Source organism: Glaesserella parasuis (genome assembly GCF_017352235.1).
Classification (GTDB): domain Bacteria; phylum Pseudomonadota; class Gammaproteobacteria; order Enterobacterales; family Pasteurellaceae; genus Glaesserella; species Glaesserella parasuis.
Genome location: NZ_CP071487.1, coordinates 486116 through 506210 on the forward strand (window position 1 = coordinate 486116; position 20095 = coordinate 506210).

General features: G+C 41.3%; 21 protein-coding genes, 1 other RNA gene and 3 pseudogenes. 8 read left to right on the forward strand and 17 right to left on the reverse strand.

The window, feature by feature from the left end; all coding sequences use genetic code 11:
- Positions 1-4 precede the first annotated feature (4 nt).
- Both J1G47_RS02475 and J1G47_RS02480 read right to left on the reverse strand, forming a co-directional pair.
- Positions 5-268 carry a hypothetical protein gene (locus tag J1G47_RS02475; RefSeq protein ID WP_005712171.1) on the reverse strand — a complete coding sequence of 88 codons (264 nt, stop codon included), beginning with the start codon at positions 266-268 and terminating at the stop codon, positions 5-7.
- Positions 269-291: 23 nt separating this feature from the next.
- On the reverse strand, positions 292-1011 hold the full coding sequence (locus tag J1G47_RS02480; RefSeq protein WP_207326736.1) for a polymer-forming cytoskeletal protein: 720 nt from the start codon (positions 1009-1011) through the stop codon (positions 292-294).
- A gap of 343 nt (positions 1012-1354) precedes the next feature.
- Between J1G47_RS02480 and J1G47_RS02485 the strand changes: the two genes are divergently transcribed.
- Positions 1355-1543 carry a hypothetical protein gene (locus tag J1G47_RS02485; RefSeq protein WP_010786201.1) on the forward strand — a complete coding sequence of 63 codons (189 nt, stop codon included), beginning with the start codon at positions 1355-1357 and terminating at the stop codon, positions 1541-1543.
- A gap of 41 nt (positions 1544-1584) precedes the next feature.
- On the opposite strand, the gene J1G47_RS02490 is transcribed toward J1G47_RS02485, so the two are convergent.
- The 6 genes and pseudogenes from J1G47_RS02490 to J1G47_RS02510 form a co-directional block, all read right to left on the reverse strand.
- Entirely contained in the window at positions 1585-2199 is a 615-nt protein-coding gene (locus tag J1G47_RS02490) for a YqaJ viral recombinase family protein (protein ID WP_010786200.1), read from the reverse strand.
- On the reverse strand, positions 2196-2825 hold the full coding sequence (locus J1G47_RS02495) for a recombinase RecT (protein ID WP_269152141.1): 630 nt from the start codon (positions 2823-2825) through the stop codon (positions 2196-2198). Before J1G47_RS02495 ends, J1G47_RS02490 begins: the two co-directional genes overlap by 4 nt.
- A gap of 2 nt (positions 2826-2827) precedes the next feature.
- On the reverse strand, positions 2828-3061 hold the full coding sequence (locus J1G47_RS12000; protein WP_021115185.1) for a recombinase RecT: 234 nt from the start codon (positions 3059-3061) through the stop codon (positions 2828-2830).
- Positions 3062-3070: 9 nt separating this feature from the next.
- The gene (locus J1G47_RS02500) at positions 3071-3697 is read right to left on the reverse strand and encodes a hypothetical protein (RefSeq protein WP_207326737.1); all 627 of its coding nucleotides are present in this window, start codon (positions 3695-3697) and stop codon (positions 3071-3073) included.
- A gap of 6 nt (positions 3698-3703) precedes the next feature.
- Positions 3704-4174 (reverse strand): annotated as a pseudogene (locus tag J1G47_RS02505) (transposase); the annotation flags it as partial.
- Positions 4141-4323: a hypothetical protein gene (locus J1G47_RS02510; RefSeq protein WP_035499627.1), complete on the reverse strand. Its 183-nt coding sequence runs from the start codon at positions 4321-4323 to the stop codon at positions 4141-4143. The gene J1G47_RS02510 and the pseudogene J1G47_RS02505, both read right to left, overlap by 34 nt.
- A 12-nt stretch (positions 4324-4335) precedes the next feature.
- Here J1G47_RS02510 and J1G47_RS02515 point away from each other — a divergent pair, with 12 nt between their 5' ends.
- Together J1G47_RS02515 and J1G47_RS02520 are read left to right on the forward strand one after the other, a co-directional pair.
- Positions 4336-4542, forward strand: coding sequence for a factor H binding protein domain-containing protein (locus tag J1G47_RS02515; RefSeq protein WP_131266089.1), 207 nt, complete (start codon positions 4336-4338; stop codon positions 4540-4542).
- Positions 4543-4675: 133 nt separating this feature from the next.
- Positions 4676-6037 (forward strand): surface lipoprotein assembly modifier, encoded by a 1362-nt coding sequence (locus tag J1G47_RS02520; protein ID WP_234822183.1) that lies wholly within the window; start codon positions 4676-4678, stop codon positions 6035-6037.
- On the opposite strand, the gene J1G47_RS02525 is transcribed toward J1G47_RS02520, so the two are convergent.
- The 3 genes from J1G47_RS02525 to J1G47_RS02535 all read right to left on the reverse strand — a co-directional run bounded on the left by J1G47_RS02525 (position 6034) and on the right by J1G47_RS02535 (position 7199).
- Positions 6034-6621, reverse strand: coding sequence for a 5-formyltetrahydrofolate cyclo-ligase (locus tag J1G47_RS02525; RefSeq protein ID WP_041603256.1), 588 nt, complete (start codon positions 6619-6621; stop codon positions 6034-6036). The genes J1G47_RS02520 and J1G47_RS02525 overlap by 4 nt on opposite strands.
- A 2-nt stretch (positions 6622-6623) precedes the next feature.
- Positions 6624-6804, reverse strand: a non-coding RNA gene (ssrS, locus tag J1G47_RS02530) — 6S RNA.
- 65 nt (positions 6805-6869) lie between these two features.
- Positions 6870-7199, reverse strand: a complete 330-nt coding sequence (locus J1G47_RS02535; protein ID WP_005713118.1) for a cell division protein ZapA — start codon at positions 7197-7199, stop codon at positions 6870-6872.
- A gap of 74 nt (positions 7200-7273) precedes the next feature.
- Here J1G47_RS02535 and J1G47_RS02540 point away from each other — a divergent pair, with 74 nt between their 5' ends.
- Positions 7274-7819: a UPF0149 family protein gene (locus J1G47_RS02540; RefSeq protein WP_075592571.1), complete on the forward strand. Its 546-nt coding sequence runs from the start codon at positions 7274-7276 to the stop codon at positions 7817-7819.
- A 24-nt stretch (positions 7820-7843) separates the two neighbouring features.
- On the opposite strand, the pseudogene nrdD (J1G47_RS02545) reads toward J1G47_RS02540, so the two are convergent.
- Positions 7844-8290: pseudogene (nrdD, locus tag J1G47_RS02545) on the reverse strand (anaerobic ribonucleoside-triphosphate reductase); the annotation flags it as partial.
- Between the two features lie 198 nt (positions 8291-8488).
- Between nrdD (J1G47_RS02545) and J1G47_RS02550 the strand changes: the two are divergent.
- Positions 8489-9475 (forward strand): IS110 family RNA-guided transposase, encoded by a 987-nt coding sequence (locus tag J1G47_RS02550; protein ID WP_005714908.1) that lies wholly within the window; start codon positions 8489-8491, stop codon positions 9473-9475.
- Positions 9476-9498: 23 nt separating this feature from the next.
- On the opposite strand, the pseudogene nrdD (J1G47_RS02555) reads toward J1G47_RS02550, so the two are convergent.
- The 4 genes and pseudogenes from nrdD (J1G47_RS02555) to rmuC all read right to left on the reverse strand — a co-directional run.
- Positions 9499-10833 (reverse strand): annotated as a pseudogene (nrdD, locus tag J1G47_RS02555) (anaerobic ribonucleoside-triphosphate reductase); the annotation flags it as partial.
- Positions 10830-11300: an anaerobic ribonucleoside-triphosphate reductase activating protein gene (nrdG, locus tag J1G47_RS02560; RefSeq protein ID WP_075620722.1), complete on the reverse strand. Its 471-nt coding sequence runs from the start codon at positions 11298-11300 to the stop codon at positions 10830-10832. The gene nrdG and the pseudogene nrdD (J1G47_RS02555), both read right to left, overlap by 4 nt.
- Positions 11301-11474: 174 nt before the next feature.
- Positions 11475-12038, reverse strand: a complete 564-nt coding sequence (locus J1G47_RS02565) for an anthranilate synthase component II (RefSeq protein WP_005713111.1) — start codon at positions 12036-12038, stop codon at positions 11475-11477.
- Positions 12038-13654: a DNA recombination protein RmuC gene (gene rmuC, locus J1G47_RS02570; protein ID WP_207326739.1), complete on the reverse strand. Its 1617-nt coding sequence runs from the start codon at positions 13652-13654 to the stop codon at positions 12038-12040. Before rmuC ends, J1G47_RS02565 begins: the two co-directional genes overlap by 1 nt.
- A gap of 179 nt (positions 13655-13833) precedes the next feature.
- Here rmuC and hemB point away from each other — a divergent pair, with 179 nt between their 5' ends.
- The 3 genes from hemB to J1G47_RS02585 all read left to right on the forward strand — a co-directional run bounded on the left by hemB (position 13834) and on the right by J1G47_RS02585 (position 16864).
- The gene (gene hemB, locus J1G47_RS02575; RefSeq protein WP_010786187.1) at positions 13834-14856 is read left to right on the forward strand and encodes a porphobilinogen synthase; all 1023 of its coding nucleotides are present in this window, start codon (positions 13834-13836) and stop codon (positions 14854-14856) included.
- A 208-nt stretch (positions 14857-15064) separates the two neighbouring features.
- Positions 15065-15646: a Crp/Fnr family transcriptional regulator gene (locus tag J1G47_RS02580; RefSeq protein ID WP_005713104.1), complete on the forward strand. Its 582-nt coding sequence runs from the start codon at positions 15065-15067 to the stop codon at positions 15644-15646.
- Between the two features lie 6 nt (positions 15647-15652).
- The gene (locus tag J1G47_RS02585; RefSeq protein ID WP_112062794.1) at positions 15653-16864 is read left to right on the forward strand and encodes an anaerobic sulfatase maturase; all 1212 of its coding nucleotides are present in this window, start codon (positions 15653-15655) and stop codon (positions 16862-16864) included.
- Positions 16865-17130: 266 nt separating this feature from the next.
- Here J1G47_RS02585 and rapA read toward each other — a convergent pair whose 3' ends face one another.
- Positions 17131-20037, reverse strand: coding sequence for an RNA polymerase-associated protein RapA (rapA, locus tag J1G47_RS02590; RefSeq protein ID WP_207326740.1), 2907 nt, complete (start codon positions 20035-20037; stop codon positions 17131-17133).
- Positions 20038-20095 lie beyond the last annotated feature (58 nt).

A 20095-nucleotide genomic window follows, 5' to 3' on the forward strand; every position in this document is an offset into this window, starting at 1 on the left:
CCTGTTAAAAATTAAACCCCTGCCCGTGTGTTACGACTTTTTCGATTTCTTCGTAGCGGCGGACGTTAAATTTCTCAAACTCTAATACTTTGACTAGGCTTTCTGCTTTAGCCTTGAGTTGTTCGAGTTCTTGCTGTTGTTTGAAATTCTGTGCGACAAGTTCTGAAATGTGTTCGTTTGCTCGAATAACGGCAAGGGCTTGCCGTGAGCAGAGTGTTACATAATAGTTTAACTGCTTACGCAGTTTGAAAGGATTGAGGGTTTTCATAGTGGTTCCTTTGGTCAATCGAGTTAGTTAAGAATTCTACTTTGAGCAACTTCGATCAGTAGTTTGTATTCGTGATGGGTCTTGTCGTCGTGGACTTCTTTTGATTTTGATAAAAACTCGTCCACCGTGCCTGTAAAGCAACCACGAGTAACAATTAACCCAAATTTTCCATTAGAGACCGTAAGCGTTCCATTTTCTGAACCAACATTACTTGCCCAAAAAATCATTTTCCGTTCAGAGATAACTGCAAAAGATCTCACCCAAGCATTACCGAACACCCGAGCGTTACCGTACACCAGAGCATCACCGTACACCCAAGCGTCACCGTACACGCAAGCGTCACCGTACACCCGAGCATTACCGTACACCCGAGCGTTACCGTACACCCAAGCGTCAGCGTACACCCGAGCGTTACCGCACATCCAAGCATTACCGAACACCCGAGCATTACCGTACACCTGAGCATTACCGTACACCCGAGCGTCACCGTACACCAGAGCATTATCGTACACGCAAGCATTACCGTACACCCGAGCGTCACCGTACACCAGAGCATTATCGTACACCCAAGCATTACCGCTATGATCTAAATTCTTTTCGGTTTCGATATAGCCGCCTAATTGGCCTGCTCCAACTAAACCAAATGTAATAAGTGCTTTAATTCGATAGAGCGTTCTGCCGAAATGTTCTACTGTGTCATCTTTGAGTAGTTCGTATTTCTTTTGTGTAGTTTGTTCTGTCATTTTTAATCTCCTTGCAATAAAAAACCGCCTGTATTGCTACAAGCGGTTGGTTTTCGTGAAAATGTTGCAATAAAAAAGCCACCGTAAAAACGATGGCTTTTCTTAAAACTTCTTGATTTTGTTAGTACACTAATCTATAATGCACTTGTTTTCAGCAATGGTGCTGAAAACGAGCTGGGTCTGACCTTAAATCTAACCCAACTTTTGGAGGGATAACATATGCTTTACCGCATTATCCTAGTTATCATTCTCTTAGTAATTAGCTCCCCAGCATACTAAGTTGAATGAACTAAGCAGGGGGAGAAATCTCCCTGCTCTTCAAAACTGATATTAAGGATTTATTATGGCATTGTCAAGAAGTGAGATTGTGGCTCGCAGTGATGCAAAAAAGGGGATGCAAGCCAAAACCTATAAACTTCCGCAAGCGTTGGTGGCTGAAATTGAGTTGTTGGCCAAACAGTGCGGTATCTCTCAAGGATTGTTAATTGCTCAAGCCGTTGAGCTGTTTAAGCAATCGCAGAAAGGGGCGTAATGCCCTTTATTAAAACGCCCTCAAAATCAAGGGCGTTGCCATTAATTCACTTTCAACGCCTTCAGCGTTTCAATAAATTGCGGAATGTACTTATCAAAGGCTTTCATCAACACAGGATCGGGGTTTTCGGTGTGGATAAAAAGCGTTTGTTTTTGATATTCGGGGCAGTAGCTGACAAAATCCCAACTGTCATACCCCGTAACCCATAAGGCGACTTGTACCTGTATGATGTACTCACTGGGTACCACGCCCTCAATGATATATTTGATGTGGGTTTTCATTTTGGGGCATTTAATTTCTAAGCCTTTTCGTAAGGTTGGGATAAGTCCATCTGGGCTTACCATCATATCTTTGTCGGCATTACGATATACACCACCAACCTGAACGACATCATTGCCTGTGGCGAACTCATACGCCATTCTTGCTTGTTCTTCAAGCTGATTACCTCGCAACATATCGCTGGATTTAAAGCCTTCCGTTAAGCCCTCAATGCTTTCTGCGACAAGTTCGGCAAGGTAGCTTGTCCACGCACTTGATTTTTTACCGCTTGGGGTGACGATATTTGACACCCCTGTTGCAGTGGGAATACCTAATCGTGCGGTAAGCCATTCTTCTGAGCCTTGCTCACAGTTGAGTGTGATCAGGTTTTCTATCATAACGGTATATTTTCCCCTAGGTTTTCGCTTTGTGCCTGTAATTTATCAACACGCTCATTCAAGATTTTGATTAAATGTTCAGCTTTGTCTTTCGGTAGTTGATCAAGGCTGTTTACACCATAGTACGCAATAGCTTTGGCGACATCGGTTTGTGTAATTTGGATAAGTTGATCGAGTTGTTGGCGTTGTTCATCAGCGATCCTAACAACGCCATCTACATCGATTACGGTTTGTTGTGGTGAAGCTGGATTAATAGGCTCTTCAGTTATCTCATCAGCAGTGATTACACCGCCCAATTCATCAGGAAATGCTTTACGCAATGCACCCGCTTCAGCACATTTAGCAAGCTGCCCTCGAGGGCGTTTCGTCCACATTGAATTAACTTTATATTTTCCTGTTCGTTGTTTGTCTTTCCATATTTCTGTTATTGCACAGGCTTCAGTAAAATACTCAGTATGAGAAAATGCACAACGTTCACCATTAACAAAACGATAAACAGTTACTTTGCACCATTCAGGAGCATTCACACCAAGATATTCTATAGTATCGCCAAATACAGGATCATCTTGTCCTGCCATTTGCCCGGTACGAAATGCTGTAATTCGTTGTTCATAAATACCCGGCATAATTACATCACGCCATTTTTTTCTCCTGTTTTTGCATCCGTTACGCTCATTGGCACAATATGACAAGGTTTCTTGAGAATATCCATTTTACGAGCCTTGCAATAATCAATCGCAAGTAAAATACTTTCGTCTTTCGCACCAGGGAAAATACTGTTTTGTAACGTATTCCATATTGCATAATCTATGCCACGTTCAGAAAGTGCGGTTTGAATGTTGGATGGTAAGTTTGTTGTCATAATTTATCCTTATTTTGCTTTATTAAGTGAAACACAATCCCCAAATCTCCCTTTAAGCTCACGAGCAATATTAACAGCGTGGGATTGAATGGTTTGATTTAATCGAATGGTTATCACAAAATCCCCTAAAGGCTCTGTGGTTTCCGTTTTTGCAAAATCCTGTGGATTTTCGACCGCTTGTTGCTGTGCCATTTCATCTGCAATAGCTTTTGCCTCCGCTTGAACTTTTTCCGCCTCAGCTTTTGCTTTAGCCTCTTGTTCTGCCTTGGCTTTAATTTCCGCCTCTCTCTGTTCTTCTTCGGCAATGCGTTGCTGAATGATTGGCTCTAACTCTTCTTCCCCTGCAATCAACACTAACCAGTCTTTAAACAGGTATTCGTAATGAATTGGAATGAGCTTTCTGCGTGCGGAAATTCGAGCTGCCTCCGCTCCGACTTCTGCGGTAATTGCGGTTTCTTCGGCGTTCACCGCACTTGTTAAAGTTGCCAGTGTACTTCTACGCTTGGTTGCTTCTTCAAGGCGTTTTTTGATATTTTCCTTTGGAATATTACGCTCAAGGGCAAGCGATACATCGCTTTCGTGACTGCCTTTGATTGTTAAAATTGACCCTATCCCAAATTCTGTGTAAACACCCATTTCAACTTAACGGTGATCGCCTAGACGATCACCAAAATCAATCATAAATCGATTCATCGCCAGTTTCCAGTTCTGAATCGGCATTGTCCATTTTTTTGGTGCATCTTTAATCGCAAGCCAAATCACTTTGAAAACTGAATCATCCGTCGGGAATACATTTCGTTTTTTAATCACGCGACGAATCACGCTATTAAGCGATTCCACGGCATTCGTGGTATAAATCGCTTTACGAATATCAGCCGGATAATCAAAAAATGTGGCAATATTTGCCCAGTTATCTTCCCAGCCTTTCGCCACAAGCGGGTATTTTGCCTGCCATTTTTGCGAAAGTGCGGTCAGATTTTCACGAGCTTGTACTTCCGTCGGGGCCTGATAAACCTGCTTTAAATCTGCGGTGACGGCTTTGTAATCTTTCCACGAAACGAATTTCAAGCTGTTACGCACTAAATGCACAATGCAAAGCTGAATCTTCGTTTTAGATAACCAAGATGGTCGGTCAGTTCATCATTTAACGCAGCCTCGACGGTGATTTTCTTGAGCATCCGTGAAAATTGATTGAGGTCTTCTGGTGTTTTTAGGTTTTTGGCAAATTCCGCTTCCAAGGCGTGAAGTTGTTTTTCGTTCATAATAAAATACCTGTGTCTGAATGTATTATCTCAGAAACAGGTATTTACACAAATTGTGGGAGAGGCTCCTTATCTGGTCAAGCATCTACAGAATCATTTACTAACGGTTCATATAACTTAAGCTTCTTTGGACCAAACGCTGAAGAAATTGGCGGTAAAATGTCATTAGATGGTAATAACTACGGCTTAGCAGGCACTCGCGGCGAAATCCAAAAATAATTTGATATTGTAGGTCGGGCATTTATGCCCGACACCCCAATCAATAACCATTTGTCGGGCATAAATGCCCGACCTACATTTTATGAAATCATCTCAATTTCCTTTTATTCTTTTATTTGTAAGTCCGATACTTTTGGCAAATCCTTTTGCTGATCCTGTGAGCTTTGAACGATTGTCACAAGCGGTCGGTTTTGAGCAAAAATTTGCAAAAAAATCGGCGGATCTGACCGCTTCCCCAAAAGCCGTTTTGTCATTGCCTAATCCGCAGAGCCTTGAAGCTCAAATAAACCAAGCGATTATCGAACAACAGTGGCAGCGTTTACCGACATTGTTACAGGCTTATCAACAACAATCTCATTACGATATAACCCTTGTTCATTATGCTTTAGGGGCATTTTATTACGGGCAGCAACGTTATCCTGAGGCGATTGAACATTATCAAGCGGTTTTAGCGCAACAGCCAACATTGGCTTACCCTCGTTTTGATTTAGGAGTAATGCTTTACGAAAATCAACAATACCGCCAAGCTACCGAACAACTTACAATGGCGAAAGCAAATTTAGCCCTGCCAATGCAGCAGCTGACCGAACGTTATTTGGCTAGAATGGCGGAAGAGCAGAGTTGGCAACCAGATTTCAGCCTACAATATGTGCGTACCGATAATGTAAATAATGCTTCCTCTTCGTCTGTGGTAAATATCAATGGACGGCAATTTGTCAAAGATAAAACCGCTTTACCGCAATCAGCGGAAGGTTTTCGTTACGGTATTGGCGTGTCAAAAGCTCATAACTTAGCAGGTAATCACTATCTTAACGGCTCAGTTCATTACAGCGGGGTTTACTACTGGGATAATCAGGATTACAGCGAACAATCGCTCCGTTTTAGTTTGGGCTATCAATATCGCAATGCCAAAATGGGCTTAGGCGTTACACCTTTTATTGAACAAAATTGGTTAGGTAGCCCACGTTATAGCAGACAATTCGGTACAACATTGCACGGTTATCGCTACTTAACGCAAAAATGGATCGTATCCTCTCGTTTAACGCATAGTCAAAAACGTTATCACGATAGTTTAACTGCCAGCCGTTATAATGGTTTTCAAAACAGTGGCGCTTTGACATTACGTTGGCAAGCGGTCAGATCTTGGCAAATTTTTGCAAGTATTGAAGCTAATCGAGATCAAACTAAAGAAAAAGCCTCTTCTTCCCATAAAATTGGGGGAACGCTTGGTGTTATTTACCGTTGGAAAAATTGGGGCAGCGAACTCAGCGGAGGCTATGCCAAACGCAATTTTGAAGGGAAACATTACCTTTACGGCTATAAGCGTGTCGATAATGAATATCGGGCGAATTGGTCATTGTGGAATAAACAATGGACTTGGAAAGGGTTAATGCCGAAGCTGAATTTTAGTTATGTGAAAATTCGAAGCAATATGCCTGATTTCTATTCAAGAAAAACTGGAGAATGGTTTTTGACGGTGGAAAAACGGTTTTAGGCTTGATTTCCTACCACCACATAATCCAACGGCTCGTCCCAACTCTCCAACGGCAAATACTCCAACTGCTGACATTGATGAGCCAACCCAACGCTGATTAACTGTTTAGCTTGAGAAAGGGTGCGGTCGTAAAAGCCGCCACCCATTCCCAGCCGATTGCCTTGTGTGTCACAGGCAACCAGTGGGACGAAGATCATCTCTAACTCATTGAGTGGCAACACATTTCGTACATCTAATTTCGGTTGCAAAATCCCAAAGCGATTTCGTTCTAACTGTGCTTCCCCTTGATATTGGAGAAAAAGCAGTTGGTTGGCTGAAAAGGGGTGTAGCACGGGAAGATAGATTTTTTTGCCTTGTTTGATAAGTCTATCCATTAACGCAAGCGGTGAGATTTCACCGTTAAATGGCAAATAAAAGGCAATATGTTGAGCGGAATAACGTTCAATGAGTTCTAATGATTTTAGGATAATATCTTGTGCCGCAAAGGCTTGTTCATCAGCGGTTAAGGCTAGACGTTTGGCTCGCATCTGCTTGCGAAGTTGATAGCGTTGTTCGCTTATAGAAAGTGGAGAAATATCGTTCATAAAAAAGACCCGAAGTGCCGTCATCAGTTGTGGTCCTTGAACCAGACGGTCCAAGGGAGTCGAACATTATCGTTTTTAGGCTTCTCGTAAACGAGCCTGCTCACCAACAATATAAGAGCTCAACTCAAAGTGTTTTAAATATCGGCTCAGGGACGTAACTAACAACGCACACCTCAGGCAAAGAGAATACTAACGGAATTTGCTAATTTTTCCTAGTGTTCAGATCAATAAAATCATAGAAATTCGCTTTATTCGTTATTTTCTTGACCAACAGAAACCGAATCCATCCCACTAGATTGGAATTTTGCAAGAGAACTATCTAGTTGCTCTACGCACGCCATTAACACATTTTTGTTTTCAGCATTTTTGCGTTGTTCTTGTTCTAATTCATAGTTGAGATTTAAGGCAACGATCGACAACACTTTTTCAAGCTGAATAATACCAGATTGCTCTTTTAGCACTGCAACTCGATCTTCTAACCGCTTGGCTGAAGCCAATAACGCTTCTTGTTGTTCTGGCGGGCAGTATAAACGTAGCACTTGTCCAAAGAGCGATAATTCAATGTTATTTTTCGACATTGTTGAGAAATCCTTACGAACACAAAAATTTTTGCTATTATGCCACCCTTTGAACAAATCACAAATAATCTAATATGGCAATTTCACAATCAAACGACTTTAAACAACTCATTTCTGAGTTACATATCGACTATACCCCTGCTGAATTTCACGGTTTTTTAAGCGGATTAATCGCTGGCGGTATTCAAGATGAGTCTTGGAAAACATTAACCTATCAATTTACCAATGATGGACACGCATTTTCTCAAGCTCCACTTGCAAAATTAACCGAGTTTTATCAACAACTTAGCGATAGTTTTGATGAAGCTAACACACTCTTTTCATTATGGTTAAATGAAGAAGATGGTTTTGCAATGGCAGATGGTATTGCAGAATGGACTGGGCATTTTTTACTTGGGTTAGGTTTAGCACAGCCCACTTTGCAGCAAGAAACTGACGAAGTTGGTGAAGCCATTGATGATTTAGATGAAATCGCCAAATTAGGTTATAGTGAAGAAGATAAAAATGATGAATTGCTTGACTCAGGCGAAGAAATTATTGAGTATCTGCGAGTCGTCACACTCTTTTTACATAGCCATTTCGCCAAACCTAAAATGGCGGAAAAACCAAAGGTTCATTAATATCAGGGGCATACGCCCCTTTTATTATGCCGCTTGGCGATGATAATGCCTTAACGCCTGCTCTTTTTGACGGGCTGAGCTAAAAGATGAAATCCTTTTTAAATAACCGATAACTCTAGTGGCGTGATCGATGTCTTTAGAACCGCAACAGCTACATTGTGAAAGGGTGCGTTTATCAATATGGTCACAGGTGTTACATAAGGTGATTTTCACATTGATACAAAAATAGTTACAGCCCGTTTTTGCCGCAATGTCCAATAGTGAGCGGTAGCTTTGCTGGCTCAGGGCTTCTTCTAAATTCAGATGTAATGCTGAACCGCCATCAAGGTATTCAACCAACGCTTTTCCGTGTAATAGGAATTTATCTAACGCATTGATTTGTTCATCTTCCACCACATAAAAATAAGAGTTATAGCACTCTCTCGGTACAACATAGCCCGCTTCTTTATCCCACTTCGCATTCTTCACCCCTTGTATTAGAATATGGGCAAAAGAAAACCCCATTACGAGTACCTTCATAATGGGGTTATAGAGAAAGTAGAGTTGCTTCGCCCCTTGTGCCATTAAGCACGTAGTGTAGATATAAGCCTACTTTCTCATCCACTATCACCCCGAATGGTATCTCAGGCACGTTTTCCGTAGCCCGCATTCACAAGGTTTGGAGGTCAAATGGATAACCCATTATATTACGTTGGCATTGATATTGCCAAAGCTAAATTTGATGTTGCCATTAAATTACAAAATGGCAAACATAAGCATAAAGTGTTTAAAAATAATCCAGAAGGATTTCAATCACTTATGCAATGGCTCAATACATTTGGTGAAACTTTTCACTGCGTGATGGAAGCCACCAATATTTATCACGAAGCTTTGGCAGATTTTCTGTTCCAACAGCAAATCACCGTTAGCGTGATTAACCCTAAATGCAGTGCAAATTTCACGAAAACCGATAATTTACGCTCTAAAACCGACAAAATCGACGCAAAAATGCTTGCTGATTATGCCGATGAAAAGCGTCATAAATTACCGATTTATCAGCCAATTTCACCTGCTCAACGGGAATTGTTGCGTAAAAATCGCCAACTTGACCACCTGAAAAAACAGTTGGCACAAGAAAAAACACGGCTAACAATGTTGCTTGACAGCGATTGCATTGCTTCAACACAGCAGATGATTGCCTTCATCAAAGCGCAAATTAAGGCTTTGGAAAAAACAATTAAACAGTGCATTAATGCAGATAATACATTGAAAAACAATGTAAAATTACTTTGCACTATTCCTGCTATTGGCTTTGCAACCGCCGTTCAACTGATTGCCCATTTAGGTGATGGAAATCGTTTTAAAAACGCGAAAGCAGCCGCCACTTTTGCAGGTTTAACCCCGATGATTAAAAGTTCGGGGAAAAGTTTAAATACCGTTATTGGTATTTCAAAAATCGGGCAATCCGACATTCGTAAGGCACTCTTTTGCCCTGCAATGAACTTTGCCTTTGGCAGCTACAAAAACAGCGTATATCGCTCGTTTGTGCTGCGATTGCTTGAATGCGGCAAACCTAAAATGGTGATTATCACGGCTTTAATGCGTAAATTAGTCACTATTGCACAGGCTGTTTTGCAAAAACAGACAGCATTTAATTTAGACACATTTATGAAATAAAATTTGTTGTGTCTTATGGTATCTAAATTTTCCGCAGGGACAAATTCGGTATTAAATTTCACGCCGTAGGTTTTGCAAGCGGTCTGATTGGCTTGATAAATTGCAAATAGTCGCTCACGCACAAAATCAATATATTCTGAATTGTACCCCACCTTAATGCCCCGAAACTCTGCCGCTTCGACCATTCCGTTAATACCAATTGTCAGGAACTGCTTATCTAATGAGATAAACCCAGCATCATAAACAGGTAACATTCCCTCATTGAGATAATCTTCCATTAGCTTTCGGTAAGCATATTGATATTGATGGATCTTACCGACTTCTGTCACTAAATCTCGTCCATCTTGCTCCAAACGGTTCATATTGAGTGTAATAACATTAATTGAGCCTGTTGCAACGCCACCAGCCCCTAAGGAGTAAGAAAAGGAGTGATCGGCAATTTCATTGCGTAAACGGCAACAAGATGCAAGCGAATCAGGATTATCCGATTGATAAATAAAGAAGGAATTTCCTTCGGCTAAGGATTTTGCCATTTTATCGGCAAAATCACTGTCTTTGCATTTGCCATTTTCAGTCAGCATTGCCGCTGTCACGACTGGAAAGGTTAAAATCGCTTTTGTCCGCTCTTGATTAAACCACTGCATAAAGAAATCTTGCAACGCTGATGTGGTTTGCCAATTCGGTGCGGTGAGATCAGGAAAAACAAAATTGCCGAACATCGCATTAAAATAGTAATGGTCGTAAATGGAAATATTCCAAAAGACACTTTGATAACCACGAGCGGCAGCAGGTTGATTAATGCTATACACCACTTGCTGTAAATGGTTGGCAATTTCGTGTTGATGTGTTTGAAGATAATTATCGCCATAATCCTTACGAGCAAAACAGTCAAAATAGGTCAAAAACTCGACAGTTGCCACTGCCCCTGCAAATTGAGAGCTAATCGCAAAGACAAGGTTAATAAAAGAACCACAAAAAGAGGCAAGATGTTGTGGTGCTCGAGATTCCCCACCCAGTTTGGTTAAACCGTCTCTTAAAAAAGGATAAAGTGTTACCGATACACAATAAGGCTTCAGACTGGTTTCATCGTGAACATAGATTTCGTGTGCTTCAATTTGACGCAGATATTCGTCCGCAAGGGATTGACCAAAAATCTCTGCAATTTTACCGCTTACTTTGGCTCGATTGATTTGTACAAAGAAATCCTTCATCAATTCCTGTTCCATTGTTGCTAAATTCTTTTGGGTAACGTTAGCATTGGCGTCCATTTTTGAACCGTCCGCTGCATTTTTAGCGTGAATGTATTGGTCGATAAAATTTAATTTGCCGAGTAGTTGCGAATGTTCAAGTCTAATCATTGTTTATCCTGTCTAAAATGTGCATTTAGCACTTCGCCTGTTTGAAGATTAATAAATCGTTGGTTTGTGGTAATACAATTTAATCCGCCAAGTTCAGCAATCCAGCGACCTGTTTTGACATAGTCCAACACTGCTAAAATCTCTTGTGGCAGTTGCTCAAGCTCTAATCCTGTATAAAGACAAGTTTTTAAACCAGACTGACGAACAAGCCGTAACCGTTGTAATAACAATTCAGGCAACCACTCTCCCCCCATAAACAACACACAACTAATCAGCCCTTGATATTGCGCTAATCGCTGTTGTAAGTAAATTTCTGAGAGAATCTGACCGCTTCCAAGTTTCCAACTTTCTATGCTGTGGCAACCTTTACAACCTAAAGGACAGCCTGAAATCAGAAAAGCTAAAGAGGTTTCATTGGGAACTTCTTGCCACACAATCTGTTCTGAAATAAAACGGAGCTGCTTCATTATATAACCACTATATCTTGTGGTTTTAAGCCATTAAAAACACAATATGTAGTATTTTATGCATTTTAATGTAAAGGGGATTGATAAAAATCAAAGTGAGTGAAATCACTTTGATAAGCTCAAAAGAAAAGGAAGAAAATCAAAAGGATAGAAAATGTAAATTTTTTCGTATGATTAATGCCCCAGCCAATTTCTCAACATCTGTTCCCCGTATTCCGTAATAAAAGACTCAGGGTGAAATTGCACGCCATAGATCGCAAGAGAGCGATGTTTAACCGCCATTAATACGCCTTGATCGCAAGTTGCAGTAGCAACAAGCGGTGTGTTTTCTAATGATTTTTGCGAAATTGCCCAAGAATGGTATAAGCCGATATTGAATTGCTTCGGTAAATTTTTAAACAATGGGTTGGCTTGTTGCTGAATTAATGGGCGTTGCTGTCCGTGGCGAACTTGATTAAGATTGTAAAGTTCACCGCCAAAAAATTCGCACAAAGTTTGGTGTCCAAGACAAACCCCTAAAATTGACTTATGTTGGTGATAACGTTCTAGCATTGCAAATAGTTGTGGATATGCTCTTGGTACATCAGGACCTGGTGAAATCATAATATGACTAAAACGTTCCACATCGTCTAAATCTAACTCTTCCACCGACACCACCTGCATTTCAACCCCGATTTTGCGTAATAAATCAACAAGGTTAAAAGTAAAAGAGTCGTGATTATCAATAATAAGCAACATTAAACATTATCCTGTGTTATCGGTTTTTCAACCAGTAAATGTAAACGAGTCGTATCCCAATCGGTTTCAAGTAATTCAACTTGTGGCGTTGTCTGATGTGCTTTAGCGGAAAGCTGTTGGAACCGCTCGACTTTCCCTAGTAATCCCTGTTTACCGACCAGTGCTGTTACACTTTGGTTATATTGATTGCTCGCTGTATTCAAGGTGTTACCCAATTTAGCAAGACGCTCTGCAATGACGCAAACCTGGTTATAAATATCCCCTGCTTTTTCGCTGATCTCTCGTGCCTCTGCATTACCTCGCTCAATTCGCCATAAATTTGCGACCGTGCGTAAAATCGGCATTAACGTTGTGTGAGAAACTAAAATGACATTACGTTCATAACCATAATTAAAGAGCTGTGGATCGTGTTTCATTGCTTCAATATAAGCAGGTTCAATCGGCACAAACATCAGCACGAAATCAGGACTTTTTATCCCAATCAGCTGGCTATAATTTTTCTTAGACAATCCATCAATGTGAGTACGAAGTGAACGGCAGTGTTCATCAAGTGCTTGTTGAATTGCAAAATTATCTTCGGAGCGTACCGCTTGATCGTAGGCAATCAAGGAAACTTTACTGTCTAAAATCAAATGCTTATCGTCAGGCAACTTCACCACAAAATCAGGAGCAAAGCGTTTTCCCTCTTCATCTCGGTAGCTCTCTTGGGCGACATAATGTTCCCCAGCCAAAAGTCCTGCCGTTTGTAACGCACTTTCTAACTGAATTTCTCCCCAGTTTCCGGCAATTTTATTATTGCCTTTTAATGCCGTGGTGAGATTTTGTGCTTCCTGTGACATTGACAGCCCAATCTCAAGCACGCGTTTGATCTCAGCCCCTAAATCCGCATTGCCTTTTATTGCTTCACTATGCACCTCATTGACACGTTTTTGGAAACTTTCGATCTGCTCTTTAAAAGGCTTGAGCAGTAAGTCGAGTGCTGACTGATTACTCTCAGAAAAGGATTTACTCTTTTCTTCCAGAATTTGTTGAGCAAGATGTTGAAATTCAACATTTAACTGCTGGCGGACTTCTAGGAAATTCTTCTGTTGAGTTTCAAAATTTGCCTGTTTTTCCGAAAGTGTCGTGCGTAATTCCGTTAATTCTTGCTGTGATTGGGAAAATTTAGCCTGTAACTGACCGCTTTCTGCTTGCTGATGTTGTAGCTGTAACTGAGTTTGTTGTAACTGTTCTTCCAAACTTTCCGCTTTAGTCTGAGCCGAACCGATCCGCTCTTTTAATTCATTAATATAACGTTCTAGTTGGTCTTCCTGTAATTCTGCCTGCTCAAGCTGTTGCTGAAGTTTTTGAATCGCTAAATCTCGTTCATTTAAACGCTCAAGGGTTGATTCTGCTTTTGTCTGTTGCTGAACAGCAAATTGTTCTACTTGATTTTTTTCAAGGGAAATTTGCTCATATTTTTGCGAGAGCGTTGAAAACTGCTGTTGCAATTGTTCAAGAGCCTGTTGTCGTTCTTGACTATCTCGTTGTGAACGGGAATAGCTAAAAAAGAGCCAAAGTGAGATCAATAAGAGTAATGCTATCGTTGCATAAAGCCAAATTGGGTCGAGATTCATAGGAATAAACACTGTAAAAATAACTAGTGGTATTTTAACGAGTTTTACTGTTAAAAAGCAAGGGGGAAAAGTAGAGTCAGAATGGGACAGCTGTACTCTATATAAAAAATTGCTACAATAGCCCACTATTATAGCCTTGCCTATATACAAGCTATCATTTTTTACAAATAGGATTTTATATGACTCAATATCTTTCAACTTCATTTCCAGCTCACCGCCCTCGCCGTTTACGCAAACACGATTTTAGTCGCCGTCTAGTTGCTGAAAATACCTTAACTGCGAGTGATTTAATTTACCCTGTATTTATCATTGAAGGGGAAAATCAACGTGTAAAAGTGCCTTCAATGCCAGGTGTTGAACGTTTAACCTTAGATCAATTACTGATTGAAGCGGAATTATTAGTCAAATATGGTGTGCCAGCTATCGCACTTTTCCCTGTGGTTGGCGATGCAAAAAAATCACTGATGGCAGAAGAAGCTTATAATCCTGACGGTTTGGCACAACGTGCAGTAAGAGCGTTAAAACAAGCCTTTGGAGAAAAATTGGGCGTGATTACAGATGTGGCGCTTGACCCATTTACGACTCACGGACAAGACGGCATTATTGATGAAGATGGTTATGTGGTAAACGACATTACGACTGAAATCCTAGTGAAGCAAGCGCTTTCTCACGCACAAGCAGGCGCAGATATTGTCGCACCAAGTGATATGATGGACGGACGTATTGGTGCAATCCGCCAAGCGCTAGAAGCTCACGGTTTTATCAATACCCAAATTATGGCATATTCTGCAAAATATGCGTCAAACTATTACGGACCTTTCCGTGATGCTGTTGGCTCTGCGGGTAACTTAAAAGGTGGTAACAAGAAAACCTATCAGCTTGATCCTGCAAATGGAAATGAAGGTCTGCACGAAGTCGCTCTTGATATTCAAGAAGGAGCAGATATGGTGATGGTCAAGCCAGGTATGCCTTATTTGGATTTAGTTTATCGTGTAAAAGAGACGTTTGGTGTGCCAACTTTTGCCTATCAAGTATCGGGGGAATATGCAATGCATATGTCTGCGATTCAAAATGGTTGGTTAAAAGAAAAAGAGTGCATTATGGAATCACTGCTCTGTTTTAAACGTGCAGGGGCAGATGGGATTTTGACCTATTTTGCGAAACAGGTAGCAGAGTGGTTGTATCAAGAAAAGTATAAATGAGCTGAGTTACGGAGAACATGGCGCTACTATTCCAATACCTTCCATATGGAACTTTAATTTTGAAGTAGAATTACTGGACATTGCCCCTATATTGCTTTTAACTCTATACTATTATTTATGATTGATGGAATGTAAAATTTTTCCAATCTGAATATTGGGTAGAATAATTAAATGAATTAATAAAAATTCTGGTATGTCAGGAAATAAAATGCTTATGAATTTGCTACATCCAACCGATTTAAAACAGTGCCAACTCACTCATCTTCATTCCTTCACTAAAGGAATGACCGTATATAAGCAAGGCGAAACCGCTAAAGAGTTTTATTACGTCAATAGTGGGCTTATCGGGCTTTATCACACCTTAGATAACGGCAAAGAGAGCCTTGTTCGCCTATATCAAAAGGGCGACTACTTCGGTTATCGAACTTTGTTTGGCGATAATGGCTACCATTGCAACGCCAAAGTTTTGGTTGAAGCAGAGATCATTCGGATTAAGCCCAAAGACATTGATACTTTCTTCGTAGAAAATCCACAGATGAGCAAATTTTTGTTGCAATCCCTTGCAAATGAACTGCGAGAAGCGGAACAACGCTTGGCAAAAAGTGCCTATTTACGCACCCTTGATCGTGTTATCGACAGCATTTATTTTCTCACGGAAAACTTCCCTTACTATAACTGGACGCACCGTGAAATCGCAGAATATGCCGGTTGTGAAACGGAAACGGCGATCCGCATTACTAAAGAGTTGAAACGCAGCGGGTTATTGCAAGATTGGCATAAACAGAAGTAGGTCGCTATGTTTGAAAACGCCCCCAAAGCCCATTTTCATTTGATGGCAAAGCCGAGTAGCTTTCAATGTAACATCAAATGTGAATACTGCTTTTATCTTGAAAAAGCACATACCATTGAGCAAGATGTACGTTTTATGAATGAAGACACCTTGCGAAATTATGTGCGGAATTACATTCAATCCAGTGCAGGACAGCGAGTAGAATTTGCGTGGCAAGGGGGGGAGCCAACGTTATTAGGCTTGGATTTTTTCAAACAAGCGGTCAAGTTTCAGCAAGAATTTGCAAACGGTAAAACGATCACCAATGCTTTCCAAACCAATGGCATTGCACTAAATCGCCAATGGGCAGAATTTTTCAAAACACATCAATTTTTGATTGGCATTTCGATTGATGGCTTGAGTGAAGTGCATAACAAATATCGCATATCAGTCAATGGTCAGCCGACCTTTGAACGGGTTAAACGAGCGGTAGATTTATTGAAAGACTATGGCGTTGAGTTTAATACATTGACGGTGATTAACGATCAAAATTGGCATAAAGGCAGAGAAACCTACCTTGCTTTAAAAGAGCTGGGTTCAACCTTTATGCAATTTATCCCGATTGTTGAAACAGGCTGTGGCACAACACCTTTTGCAAAAAAGGACACAAAACCGACCGCTTTCTCTGTGCCACCACAGGGCTATGGGCATTTTCTGCTTGAAGTGTTTAAAGAGTGGGTGCAACAGGATGTCGGCAAAATTTATGTGCTGGAATTTGATAATCTGCTTGGGCAATGGCTTGGCTACCCGTCAAGTAGTTGTGTTCATCAGGAGAGCTGTGGCACATCACTGATTGTGGAAGCAAATGGTGATGTTTATTCCTGCGACCATTTTGTTTATCCAACCTATAAAGTGGGTAATTTAAACGAACAGCCGTTGGGCGAGATTGTGCATTCCCAACCACAATACCAATTTGGACAACAAAAAAGAACTGCACTCACTCAGGCTTGCTTAGCTTGTGATGTGCGAACGTTTTGTCACGGCGGTTGCCCGAAACATCGAATGATTAGCTTACCAAATGAAGCAAACAAACACAACTACCTGTGCCAATCCTATCAACTCTTTTTCCGAAAAACCGCCCCATTTATGCGAAAAATGCGAGATATTATTCGTAGTGGTGGATCGGCTGGGGATATTGTGAATTTTATTGGCGATAAAGATGCTAACAAGAATATATAACAAACATTATTCATTGGATAAAAAAAGAATACAGCCATATGACCTTTATGCTAATAAAAGAGTTATAAAAAAGGTAGTCCTGAGGTCAGCTGAAGAAAGAAAAATCTTATATTTATCAATGAGTTTCTAACCTTTATCTAAAAAAGAAGGTGTAATAGACAAAATAGTTGCTGATTCGTCAAAAACTATGCCAAGAGGACAAAACAGTTGCTAATGTTTATTTTCTCTAAATGTTAGCAACACTTTTGTCTACTATGCCTTTTAAGTTAACTACTCACAATCACCCTCAAGCTATCCAATCGCCAATTTGCTTGGTCTAGATGTTTCAGTGATGCTTCTCGCAACTGCTCTAGGGCTTGAATTTCATCAGCACGAATGTTTTTATTCACCGCTTGTAGTGATGTCAAGCGGTGTAATTCAGCACCTAAAGTGTGATCCGCATTCTGTTTTGCCTGTTCAATTAAGGATTGTGCCTGTGGCACAACTTTTTCATCGCTGAATGCAATCAGCTTCTCAATATCACCACGAGCCATCTTCGCAATTTTATTTGCCATCTGTTTATTGACCGGCTTGAGCTGTTTTTCCAACCCTGCAAACGACACCTGCGATGCCATATCGTTGCCTTTGTTATCCAGCAAGATACGCACAGGCGTTGGCGGTAGGAAACGGGTGAGCTGTAAATCTTTTGGTGCTTGGGCTTCTACGATATAGATCGCTTCAAGCAGTAACGTGCCTGCCAGCAAGTTTTTATTAACGAGTAATGAAACAGCACTCTTACCAATATCGGCGGACGTAATAAGATCGATACCGTTGCGGATCATCGGGTGATCCCACGTTAAGAACAACACATCTTCTCGCATTAAGGCAAGTTCACGGTCAAAAGTCACGGTGTTGCCTTCTTCAGACAAGCCTGGGAAATCAGGCACAAGCATATGTCCTGTCGGGCTAATCACAATGCTTTTCTCGCCTAAATCTTCCTGCTCTAAGCCAATTACATCAAATAAATTCAAGGCAAAATTGACCAACTGCGGATTGTCGTCTTGTTCAGCAATAGCTTGAGCTAATTGTTGAGCAGTTTCACCGCCGTTCGAGTTGAGTTCTAACAGACGATCTCGCCCTTTTTCTAATTCCACTTTAAGCTGTTGTTGGCGTTTATGGGTTTGTTCCACAAAGGCTTCGAAGGCTTCGCTACGTTCAGGATTGAGTAGGTAAGCGGTGAGTTCCGCATTAAATTCTCTAAATAACGTTGCCCCCATCGGACAAGTTTCTTCAAAGGCATTTAAGCCACGATGATACCATTCCGCTAAGATCAACTGGGTGGAGTGATTGAAACAAGGCACATAGATTTCAATATCGTGTTTTTGCCCGATACGGTCTAAACGCCCGATACTCTGCTCGAGTAAGTCTGGATTATCAGGCAGATTAAACAGCACTAAACGGCGTGCAAACTGGAAGTTTCGACCTTCTGAACCGATACTTGAGCTAATCAGCACCTGCGCGCCATCTTCTTGTTGAGCAAAGTATGCAGAGGCTTTATCTCGCTCCACAATCGACATTTTTTCGTGGAACACCGCAGAGCGAATAGCTTCTTTTTCACGCAACACTTGTTCTAGCTGAATGGCGGTATCCGCTTGCTTACAAATCACCAGAATTTTTTCATCACGATGATTTTTCAAGAATGTAATTAACCACTCAATGCGTGGATCAAACTCGTGCCACTTCGCATTTGGGTTCATACGTTGGAATAGGCGTTCAGGGTAGAGCAGATCTTCCATCTTATTTCCCCCCATCATACACATTACTTTCAAAGCATTTGCATATTGTGTAGGCATTTCCAACACAATTTCATTGTAAATACGATGTGGGAAGCCTTTTACGCCTTGGCGAGTATTGCGGAATAGCACACGGCTTGTTCCGTGTCGGTCAATTAACTCACTAATTAACTCTTGGCGGACTTCCCGACGCTGTTCTTCGCTAGCATCCGAATTAATAATACGGAACATCGGCTCAACATCTTCTTCCGCCAGCAATTCGCTGATACTTTCCTGCTCTTTGGCACTTAACGGCTTATCGTTAAGCAAGGTAGCGACCGCATCGGCGACTGGCTGATACTGTTTTTGCTCTTCCACAAAGGCTTGATAATCGTAGAAACGGTCAGGATCTAGCAAGGCTAAACGAGTAAAATGGCTCTCTTGTCCTAATTGCTCAGGGGTCGCCGTGAGCAACAAGACCGCTGAAATCTGCTTGGAGAGCTGTGCGACAAACTGATATGCCATACTTGGATTTTGCTCGTCCCATTCCAAATGGTGAGCTTCATCAACAATCAACATATCCCAATCGGTATCAAGCACTTGTTTTGCACGCTGTGGATTTGCCGATAACCAATCGATAGAGGCAATCACTAAGGCTTCCGTTTCAAAAGGATTTTCACTGATGTCGTTATTATCTTCATCTTTCTTCGTGAAATCGGCACAACGTTCTTCATCAAACAGCGAGAAATTCAGGCTAAAGCGACGAAGCATTTCAACCAGCCATTGATGTTGCAAACTTTCCGGCACAAGCACCAATACACGATCTACTCGTCCGGAGAAAAGCTGTTGTTGCAAAATCATACCTGCTTCAATGGTTTTACCCAACCCCACTTCATCTGCAAGTAACACACGGGGAGCAAGACGTTGCCCGACTTCTTTGGCAATATGTAATTGATGGGGAATTAGGCTTGCACGAATACCACGCATTCCACGCAGTTCAGATTGAAACTGGGCTTGTTGATGCTTCAAAGCACGATAACGCAGGGCGAAACGATCACTGCGATCAATTTGGGCAGAGAATAGACGATCCTGCGGTTTACTAAAACTCACTTTATGATCGAGTTGCATTTCAGGCAGAACGCTCTCTACTTGAGTATCGACACGTTTACCTAAATAGAGTGCAACCCCTTGATTTTCAACGACATCTTCAATATCTAACTGCCAGCCATCAATACTGGTAACACGATCGCCTTTTTGGAATTGCACACGGGTTAAAGGGGCAACGGCAACAGCGTACACACGTTGTTCGTCCGATGCAGGAAATGAAAGGGTCACAGTGCGGTTATCCACTGCAGTGACAATGCCTAATCCTAAGTTATTTTCCGACTCACTAATCCAACGTTGTCCGACTACAAAGCTCAAACTTACCTCTCTGCGGTTCTACTAAAATTTTCGGAGACTATCTGATCTTGGTGGAGTA

Coding starts and splice junctions, on each gene's coding strand:
- J1G47_RS02495 (WP_269152141.1), bottom strand. CDS start 2,825: ATGCCGGGTATTTATGAACAACGAATTACAGCATTTCGTACCGGGCAA.
- J1G47_RS02585 (WP_112062794.1), top strand. CDS start 15,653: ATGTTTGAAAACGCCCCCAAAGCCCATTTTCATTTGATGGCAAAGCCG.
- J1G47_RS02565 (WP_005713111.1), bottom strand. CDS start 12,038: ATGTTGCTTATTATTGATAATCACGACTCTTTTACTTTTAACCTTGTT.
- rmuC (WP_207326739.1), bottom strand. CDS start 13,654: ATGAATCTCGACCCAATTTGGCTTTATGCAACGATAGCATTACTCTTA.
- J1G47_RS02540 (WP_075592571.1), top strand. CDS start 7,274: ATGGCAATTTCACAATCAAACGACTTTAAACAACTCATTTCTGAGTTA.
- J1G47_RS02510 (WP_035499627.1), bottom strand. CDS start 4,323: ATGAACGAAAAACAACTTCACGCCTTGGAAGCGGAATTTGCCAAAAAC.
- J1G47_RS02550 (WP_005714908.1), top strand. CDS start 8,489: ATGGATAACCCATTATATTACGTTGGCATTGATATTGCCAAAGCTAAA.
- nrdG (WP_075620722.1), bottom strand. CDS start 11,300: ATGAAGCAGCTCCGTTTTATTTCAGAACAGATTGTGTGGCAAGAAGTT.
- J1G47_RS02475 (WP_005712171.1), bottom strand. CDS start 268: ATGAAAACCCTCAATCCTTTCAAACTGCGTAAGCAGTTAAACTATTAT.
- J1G47_RS02480 (WP_207326736.1), bottom strand. CDS start 1,011: ATGACAGAACAAACTACACAAAAGAAATACGAACTACTCAAAGATGAC.
- J1G47_RS12000 (WP_021115185.1), bottom strand. CDS start 3,061: ATGACAACAAACTTACCATCCAACATTCAAACCGCACTTTCTGAACGT.
- hemB (WP_010786187.1), top strand. CDS start 13,834: ATGACTCAATATCTTTCAACTTCATTTCCAGCTCACCGCCCTCGCCGT.
- J1G47_RS02535 (WP_005713118.1), bottom strand. CDS start 7,199: ATGTCGAAAAATAACATTGAATTATCGCTCTTTGGACAAGTGCTACGT.
- J1G47_RS02580 (WP_005713104.1), top strand. CDS start 15,065: ATGCTTATGAATTTGCTACATCCAACCGATTTAAAACAGTGCCAACTC.
- J1G47_RS02525 (WP_041603256.1), bottom strand. CDS start 6,621: ATGAACGATATTTCTCCACTTTCTATAAGCGAACAACGCTATCAACTT.
- J1G47_RS02500 (WP_207326737.1), bottom strand. CDS start 3,697: ATGGGTGTTTACACAGAATTTGGGATAGGGTCAATTTTAACAATCAAA.
- J1G47_RS02490 (WP_010786200.1), bottom strand. CDS start 2,199: ATGATAGAAAACCTGATCACACTCAACTGTGAGCAAGGCTCAGAAGAA.
- J1G47_RS02485 (WP_010786201.1), top strand. CDS start 1,355: ATGGCATTGTCAAGAAGTGAGATTGTGGCTCGCAGTGATGCAAAAAAG.